Source organism: uncultured Neglectibacter sp., assembly GCA_937958185.1.
Classification (GTDB): domain Bacteria; phylum Bacillota; class Clostridia; order Oscillospirales; family Acutalibacteraceae; genus Acutalibacter.
This window is the reverse complement of record CALFFN010000014.1, coordinates 1-7,851: the sequence shown is the minus strand read 5'-3', so window position 1 is coordinate 7,851 and position 7,851 is coordinate 1. Positions and strand designations below refer to the sequence as shown.

Genomic DNA, 7,851 nt, shown 5'->3' with positions numbered 1-7,851 from the left:
CCCTTCAGGGGCGAAGTCCGTAATTGCCCCTTCTAGGGGATGTGCAAACCACCAGTTCTACTGGTGGTTTTGATTGCGCTCAATGTTTCCAGATATTTTCCCTGGAATAGGCAATGTTCGCCAGCTTGCCGTCCTCCCGCTGGAAGCGCTCGTTCTTTCGCTTAGCGTACAGGCAGGGTCTGCCGACGGATTCCCCCGGGATCTGATCGTCCGTGCCTGCCATGATCTCATCACACAGCTCGATGGCTTCGTCGATGATGGTGTTGGGGACGGGGAAGGGACCGTGCCCGCCGTACATCACGTCAAAATCGGGTTGGAAGCTCTTGAAATGCAGCAGGCTTTCCCTGTATTCCTCAATGGAAGCGGAGCCCTCTAAAAACAGCAGGGTGTTGGCGTTGCAGGCGTCCCCGGAATAGACCACCCGGCGGGCTTTGTCCAGCAGCACGATGGTGCCAAAGCTGTGCCCGGGCACGCCGATCACGGTAAGCTCCACGCCGCCCAGCTCCAGCACGTCGCCGTCGTAGACAGGGTAGGTCTTTACCGCGCAGGGAGGGACCACGTCCTCCATGGTGGGAGTGACGGGCAGCGGACGGAACATGGCGCCGGACTTTGCAAAACCCAGCCGCATTTCCGGGTCGGAGTGGTCGTACATCAGCCGGATATCCGCAGGGTGGATCATGCACTCGCCGTACTCGAAATTTGCCCCGCAGTGGTCCACATGTCCGTGGGTATTGATGACCTGCACGGGCAGGTCGGTCAGTTCCCGCACAAAAGCCTTCAGGCTGCCCACGCCGCTGAGGGCATCGATGAGCAGCGCCTTCTCGTTGCCTTCGATCAGGTAGCACTGCTCCCCGCCCAGCCCTGCGATGAGGGTCACGTTGTCAAAAATTTTCCGGGCTTCAAAAAATCTGGACTTCGGTAGTTCTGCCATGAAAATTCCTCCTTTTCCTGTTCTCATTATACCATAAGCACGGAACGTGCGTTGGTATACTGTGCCGATCGGTCGTCTGAGCAAAGCGAAGAACTGACCGAGGCAATTTCAAATCTATAATATCCGCTGTCCTTTGCGGATATTATACCATAGGCGCTGAAAGCGCCCGCTGATTGGAGAAGCCCGGTGCTTTTCGAGCTTGCGAGAAAAGAGAGGTCGTGAGACCTCAAGGGTTCTCCCGAATGATCGTTTACGATCATTTTCACCTTGCGGTGAGCGCTTGTGAAGCTTCCTTGTGCAAAGAAAAAACCGTACGACCCGACCACAGCAATTCTTGTGCCCTTTCCAGTATCCAGCATCTATTGTATCAAAGATTTTTTCTTCTGGCAAATGAAATGGGAAAATTCCACTTTCCCGACAGGATTTTCAGGGAAGGTGTGGTATGCTGTGCCCGTTATCCGCGTGCTTATACAGAAAATGGCAGAGATATTTGTGAAAATCTTACAAAGATTAAAAAATCAGAAAGAAAAAATATAAGAAAACTACTAAAAAGCACTTGAAATTTCTTTTCGCCCTGTTTATAATGAAGCTAAGGTTATAGTAGGCACAGGTGCCGCCTTACCTGCAAAAGCTTTCGGAATGGAAAATTCCAGCACGATTCAATCAAAGGAAGTGCAGCGATATGAGTGAAAAAAGGAAGACCGCGCCGAAAAAGGAACCGCCCCAGGGGAATGTCCCCCTGTACCTGTTCCGCAGCGGAAAGAACCGCCGTGCTTATGAGTATATGGGCGTACATAAGGCGGTGCACAACGGAAAGGAATGCATGGTCGTCCGTGTGTGGGCGCCTGAGGCGAAGGAAGTGTCCCTCGTTGGCAATTTCTGCAACTGGGACAAGGCGAAATACCCGTTGAAAAAAATAGATGACGCCGTGTGGGAGGGCTACACCGATTTTGTGTTTCAGCCCTACGAGCTGTACAAATTCTGTATCAAGCCCCAGCAGGGAGAGGATATCTATAAAGCTGATCCCTATGCGCTCCACGCTGAGACAAGACCGGGCACCGCCTCCCGCTGGGTAGAGCTGGACTATCAATGGCAGGACGGCAGTTGGCTGCAGGAGAAGACCAAGACCTCCCAGTACGCCCGCCCCATGAACATCTATGAGGTCCACGCGGGCTCCTGGCGGAAATATGCCGACGGCAGCGTATTCTCCTACGAAAAGCTGGGAGACGAGCTGATCCCTTATGTAAAGGATATGGGTTTTACCCATATCGAGTTCATGCCCCTGACGGAATATCCCTTTGACGGCTCCTGGGGCTATCAGGTCATGGGATATTTTGCCCCCACCTCCCGGTACGGCGAGCCAAAGGATTTCATGCGCTTTGTGGATCGCTGCCATCAGGCGGGCATCGGCGTGATCATGGACTGGGTCCCCGCCCATTTCCCCAGGGACTCCGCGGGGCTTGCCAAATTTGACGGCTCCTGCTGCTACGAATATGCCGACCCCAGAAAGGGAGAGCACAAGGAATGGGGCACGCTGGTGTTCGATTATGCCAAGCCGGAGGTAGTGAGCTTCCTGGTGTCCAGCGCCGTGTTCTGGCTGAAGGAATACCATATCGACGGTCTGCGCGTAGACGCTGTGGCGTCCATGCTGTATCTGGATTATAACCGCAAGGACGGAGAATGGGTCGCCAACAAGGACGGCGGCAAGGAAAACCTGGAGGCGGTGGAGTTTTTACAGGCGTTGAACGAGGCGGCGTTTGCCGAGGTGTACGAGCCCATGATGATCGCCGAGGAATCCACCTCCTGGCCCATGGTGTCGAAGCCCACCTTCATGGGCGGTCTGGGCTTCAATTACAAGTGGAACATGGGCTGGATGAACGATATGCTCCGCTATATGTCCCTCGATCCCCTGTTCCGCAGCGGGAATCACGACGCCCTGACCTTCTCCTTCTTCTACGCTTTTTCAGAGAATTTTATCCTGCCCATCTCCCACGACGAGGTGGTGTACGGGAAAGCCTCCCTCATCAATAAAATGCCCGGTACGGACGAGCAGAAGGCTGCCGGAATGCGCAGCTTTGTGACTTATATGATGGCGCACCCCGGCAAGAAGCTGCAATTTATGGGCACGGAATTTGCCCAGAAAAACGAATGGAACTATGAAAAAGAGCTGGAATGGGGGCTGCTCCAGTATAAAGAGCACCAGGACGCCCAGAACTTCTTCCGGGCGGTGAACCATTTCTATCTGGAGCGTCCCGAGCTGTGGGAGATCGACTTCTCCTGGGAAGGCTTTGAATGGATCTCCAATGATGACTACAAGCAGAGCGTCATCGCGTTCCGCCGGAAGGCTAAGGACGGCAGGGAGCTGGTGGCAGTGTGTAACTTCGTTCCCGTCCAGCGGGAGGGTTACCGGATCGGCGTACCTTTCCGGGGCACATGGGCGGAGGTGTTCTCCTCCGACGACGCGTCTTTCGGCGGGCAGGGTGTGACAAATGGGAAAAATATCAAAACCGAAGACATTCCCATGCACGGCTGCGAGCAGAGCGTGACGCTGACCCTGCCGGGAAATACGGTGTTCTTCCTGGAATGCACCAGAAAGACGCCAAAACCCGCGCCGAAAGAGAAGGCAAAGGCAACCCCCAAAAAGGCGGCGGCAAAGAAGCCGGTTCCCAAAACAGGAAAAAGCAGCGGCAAATAAGCGTGTGCTTTTACCCATATTGAGCGCAAGACCACACTAAAAAATCTTTAGCAGGAGGAACTGAACATGTTACCCAAACAAGAAGTGGTGGCAATGCTTCTGGCAGGCGGGCAGGGAAGCCGGCTGGGAGTTTTGACCCGAAATCTGGCAAAGCCGGCGGTCCCCTTTGGAGGGAAATATCGTATCATTGATTTTCCCCTTTCCAACTGTGTCAATTCCGGCATTGAAACGGTGGGCGTGCTGACCCAGTACCAGCCCCTTGAGCTGAACGAGTACATAGGCAGCGGTCAGCCCTGGGACCTGGACAGTATGAACGCCGGCGTTCATGTGCTGCCCCCCTACCAGAAGAGCAAAAAGTCCGACTGGTACAAGGGCACGGCAAACGCCATCACCCAGAATATCCCCTTTATCGAGCGGTATAATCCTGAATACGTGGTGGTGCTTTCCGGCGACCATATCTACAAGATGGACTACTCCAAGATGATAAACTTCCACAAGGAAAAGGGCGCGGCGTGCACCATTGCCGTGTACGAGGTCCCCATGGAGGAGGCTTCCCGGTTCGGCATCCTCAATACAAACGAGGACGGCTCTATCTATGAATTTGACGAGAAGCCCAAGGTGCCCAAGAGCAATCAGGCTTCCATGGGTATCTATGTGTTCACCTGGGAGAAGCTGCGGAAATATCTGGAGGAGGACGAGGAGAACCCCAAGTCTCAGAATGACTTCGGCAAGAATGTACTTCCTGCCATGCTGGAGGCAGGGGAGAAGATGTTTGCCTACCGTTTCGAGGGCTATTGGAAGGACGTGGGCACCATCGATAGTCTGTGGGAATCCAACATGGACCTGCTGAACCCCAACATTCCCCTGGACCTGAGCGACAGCGACTGGCGCATTTACTCCCGGAACCCCGTTATGCCGCCCCATTATATCGCCAAGGGCTCCAAGGTGCAGAATTCCCTGGTGGCAGAGGGCTGCAATGTTTACGGCGATCTGGAATTTTCCATTCTGTTCGCCGGCGTATATGTCGCCCCCGGCGCCGTGGTGGAGGATTCCATCATCATGCCCGGCGCGCGGATCGAGGAGGGCGCCAGAGTGCAGTACGCCATTGTGGCGGAGAATGCCGTCGTTGGCAAAAATGCCGTGATCGGCAAGCGCCCGGAAGAGGTGGAAAATAAGGACGACTGGGGCGTAGCGGTGGTCGGACCCGGCTGCAGCATCGCGCCGGATACGGTAGTCCCGCCCAAAGCCATGATCGACGCTGAGGAGGTAGAAAAAGCATGAGAGGTAATGATGTAATCGGCATCCTGTTTGCCTATGTGCATGAGGAGCGCGTGAGAGAACTGACAGAAAACCGGGTGATGGCTTCCGTCCCCTTCGGCGGTCGTTACCGTCTGGTGGATTTCCAGATGTCCAACATGGTAAATTCCGGCATCAACAAGGTCGGCGTCATCACGGAGGAAAACTATCAATCCCTGATGGATCATCTTGGCTCGGGAAAAGCGTGGGATCTGTCCAGAAAACGGGAAGGCCTGTACCTGCTGCCTCCCTTCAACGCGGAGACCACCCGCACCGAGGGAAAGATTTCCTCGCTGGCGTCCATTCAGCGTTTCCTGAAAAATTCCCATGAGGAATATGTGCTACTGTCCGATTGTGACACAGTGGCGAATATCGACTTCAAGGACGTGTTCCGTTTCCACAGCGAAAAGGAAGCGGATATCACCGTCATTTACCGTCACGGTATGTCTCCTGACACCGACAAGAACGTGGTGTACACCGTTGACCCGGAGGGCTTTGTCCGGGATATGCTGGTAAAGCGCGGCAGCGACGCCGACTGCAATTACGGCATGGGCATGTGCCTGATCGGCAGGAAGAAGCTGATGGAGCTGGTAGAGGACTGCATGAGCCGGAACCTTTACGATTTTGACCGGGACCTGATGCAGCGCCACCTGCGGGATCTGAAGGTGTTTGGCTATGAGTTTATCGGCACAGCCTATCAGGTCACCTCCTTCAGCAGCTATTTCAACGCCAACATGGCGCTGATGGACCCCAAGGTGCGCAACCAGCTGTTCTATTCCGACCGCCCCATTTTCACCAAGGTGAGAGACGATATGTCCGCCAAGTATGGGCTGGGCAGCGTGGTCTCCAATTCCATCGTTGCCGACGGCTGCGTGATTGACGGCGAGGTGGAAAACTGCATTCTGTTCCGCGGCGTACACGTGAAAAAGGGCGCGAAGCTGAAGAACTGCGTCATCATGCAGGATACCGTGGTGGGAGAAAACACCCGGCTGGACTATGTGGTGGCGGACAAGGAGGTCGTGTTCGACAACAACCGCACCATGATGGGCTATCAGTCCTACCCGGTATATGTTGCCAAGGGCAGCAGGGTATAAGACTGGATGCTAGAAGCTAGAGACTAGATGCTAGAGTAAGGGCTTTTAAGGTCAAGGGCGTTTTGGATCGGGACTTTAGGGGCTTAAATCGGTGTAGATTCCTGTTCTGAATTTTGATTTTTTGGAAAGGATTTTCTTTATGAAGGTTTTATTTTGCGCAAGTGAGGCTCTTCCCTTTTCGGCTACCGGCGGTTTGGCAGATGTAGCGGGTTCGCTGCCCCAGGCGCTCCGTTCCCGTCTGGTGGGCTGCCGGGTGGTAGTGCCGCTGTATGACGGTATCCCGCAGGAGCTGCGGGACCAGATGCGCTTTGTCACCAGCATCAGCGTGCCGGTGGCATGGCGGCGGCAGTATTGCGGCATTTTTGAAGCCAAGGTCAACAATGTGGTCTATTACCTGATCGACAACCAATACTATTTCAAGCGCAACGGGCTGTACGGGCATTTTGACGACGCGGAGCGGTTCGCCTTCTTCTCCCGCGCCATTCTGGAAATGCTGCCCTATATCGACTACAAGCCCGATATCCTCCACGCCAACGACTGGGAGACGGCGCTTGTGCCCGTCTACTACCGGCTGTTCTATGCCAACAACGAGTGGTACACAGGGATCAAGACCCTGTTCACCATTCACAATATCCAGTATCAGGGGCAGTACGGCAAGGAGATACTGGAGGACGTGTTCGGCATTCCCAACTATGAAAGCCAGCTGTTGGAATATGACGGCTGCGTGAACCTGATGAAGGGCGCTATCGAGTGCGCCAACTGGGTTTCCACCGTAAGCCCCACCTACGCCCAGGAGATTCTCGACCCCTGGTTCGCCCACAAGCTGGACCCCATTCTGCGGGAGCGCTCCTGGAAGCTGTCCGGCATTTTGAACGGGATCGACACCGTGAACTACGACCCGGAAAAGGACCCGTCCCTCTATGCCAACTACACCAAAGAAAACAAGAAGAACAAGGCGGTCAACAAGGAGAAATTGCAGGAGCGGCTGTGTATCGAGGTCAATCCCGATCTGCCCCTGATCGGCATGGTGACCCGCCTCGTTTCCCACAAGGGTCTGGACCTGGTCAAGGAAGCAGTGGACGATGTGATGCAGAACACCAACGCCCAGTTCGTCATTCTGGGCAGCGGCGATCTGGAATATGAAAATTATTTCAAGTGGATGCAGGAAAAATATCCCGGCAGGTTCGTGCTGTGCCTGGGCTTTGTGCCGGAGCTGTCCCGGAAAATTTACGCCGGCGCGGACATCTTCCTGATGCCCAGTAAATCAGAACCCTGCGGGCTGTCCCAGATGATCGCCCTGCGGTACGGCACGATCCCCGTCATTCGGGAGACCGGCGGTCTGCGGGATTCCATCACCGACAGCGGCGACGGTCAGGGCAACGGCTTTACCTTCAAGACCTACAACGCCGGAGATATGCTGCATTCCCTCCATCGTGCCATTTCCGCCTACAATGACAGCAAGGAAGGCTGGGCGGTTCTGGTGGACCGCGCCATGGGCTGTGACAACAGCTGGGGCAAGTCCGCTAACGAATATATCCGCCTGTATAAGCAGATATTGAAAAGTTGAATCTGAGTTTTTGAAAAACACTCTCTGAAAATCCCGAAAGTTGCTGTGCCCTTTGCCGTTTCCGGCGGCGGAGCGGTCGCGGCTGGCTGCAAAACGAACGGGAAAATTTGCGGTCTACAGACTGAGCTGTATGGTAAGAATACGGAGGAAAAGAGAGCTGAGAGAGAACCCTGACGGTTCTCTCTCGTTTTTTTATACCAATAAAGAAACCACCTGCTATGCAGGTGGAATGGATAAACTTTAGTGAAAGGGAGAAAAAGTGGAAAAA

The 7,851-nt window shown here is 54.4% G+C and carries 6 protein-coding genes; 5 read left to right on the top strand and 1 reads right to left on the bottom strand.

Translation table 11 applies throughout. The features are described 5' to 3' along the window. Positions 1–79: 79 nt before the first annotated feature. Positions 80–931: an MBL fold metallo-hydrolase gene (locus tag AB8996_RS04260; protein WP_369297730.1), complete on the bottom strand. Its 852-nt coding sequence runs from the start codon at positions 929–931 to the stop codon at positions 80–82. A 242-nt stretch (positions 932–1,173) separates the two neighbouring features. Here AB8996_RS04260 and AB8996_RS04255 point away from each other — a divergent pair, with 242 nt between their 5' ends. From AB8996_RS04255 to glgA, 5 genes are all read left to right on the top strand, one after another. After that, complete coding sequence (locus AB8996_RS04255; protein ID WP_369297729.1) at positions 1,174–1,491, top strand: hypothetical protein; 318 nt, start codon at positions 1,174–1,176, stop codon at positions 1,489–1,491. A gap of 122 nt (positions 1,492–1,613) precedes the next feature. Continuing rightward, a complete protein-coding gene (gene glgB, locus AB8996_RS04250; RefSeq protein WP_369297728.1) occupies positions 1,614–3,626 on the top strand; it encodes a 1,4-alpha-glucan branching protein GlgB in 2,013 nt (670 codons plus the stop codon). 66 nt (positions 3,627–3,692) lie between these two features. Continuing rightward, positions 3,693–4,907, top strand: a complete 1,215-nt coding sequence (locus AB8996_RS04245; protein WP_369297727.1) for a glucose-1-phosphate adenylyltransferase — start codon at positions 3,693–3,695, stop codon at positions 4,905–4,907. Further along, positions 4,904–6,016, top strand: a complete 1,113-nt coding sequence (glgD, locus tag AB8996_RS04240) for a glucose-1-phosphate adenylyltransferase subunit GlgD (RefSeq protein ID WP_369297726.1) — start codon at positions 4,904–4,906, stop codon at positions 6,014–6,016. Before AB8996_RS04245 ends, glgD begins: the two co-directional genes overlap by 4 nt. 139 nt (positions 6,017–6,155) lie before the next feature. After that, entirely contained in the window at positions 6,156–7,583 is a 1,428-nt protein-coding gene (gene glgA, locus AB8996_RS04235) for a glycogen synthase GlgA (RefSeq protein WP_369297725.1), read from the top strand. Positions 7,584–7,851: the final 268 nt, after the last annotated feature.

Bases quoted from the DNA above. Each gene is read 5' to 3' on its own strand.
- AB8996_RS04245 (WP_369297727.1), top strand. From the start codon at position 3,693: ATGTTACCCAAACAAGAAGTGGTGGCAATGCTTCTGGCAGGCGGGCAG.
- AB8996_RS04255 (WP_369297729.1), top strand. From the start codon at position 1,174: ATGATCGTTTACGATCATTTTCACCTTGCGGTGAGCGCTTGTGAAGCT.
- AB8996_RS04260 (WP_369297730.1), bottom strand. From the start codon at position 931: ATGGCAGAACTACCGAAGTCCAGATTTTTTGAAGCCCGGAAAATTTTT.
- glgD (WP_369297726.1), top strand. From the start codon at position 4,904: ATGAGAGGTAATGATGTAATCGGCATCCTGTTTGCCTATGTGCATGAG.
- glgB (WP_369297728.1), top strand. From the start codon at position 1,614: ATGAGTGAAAAAAGGAAGACCGCGCCGAAAAAGGAACCGCCCCAGGGG.
- glgA (WP_369297725.1), top strand. From the start codon at position 6,156: ATGAAGGTTTTATTTTGCGCAAGTGAGGCTCTTCCCTTTTCGGCTACC.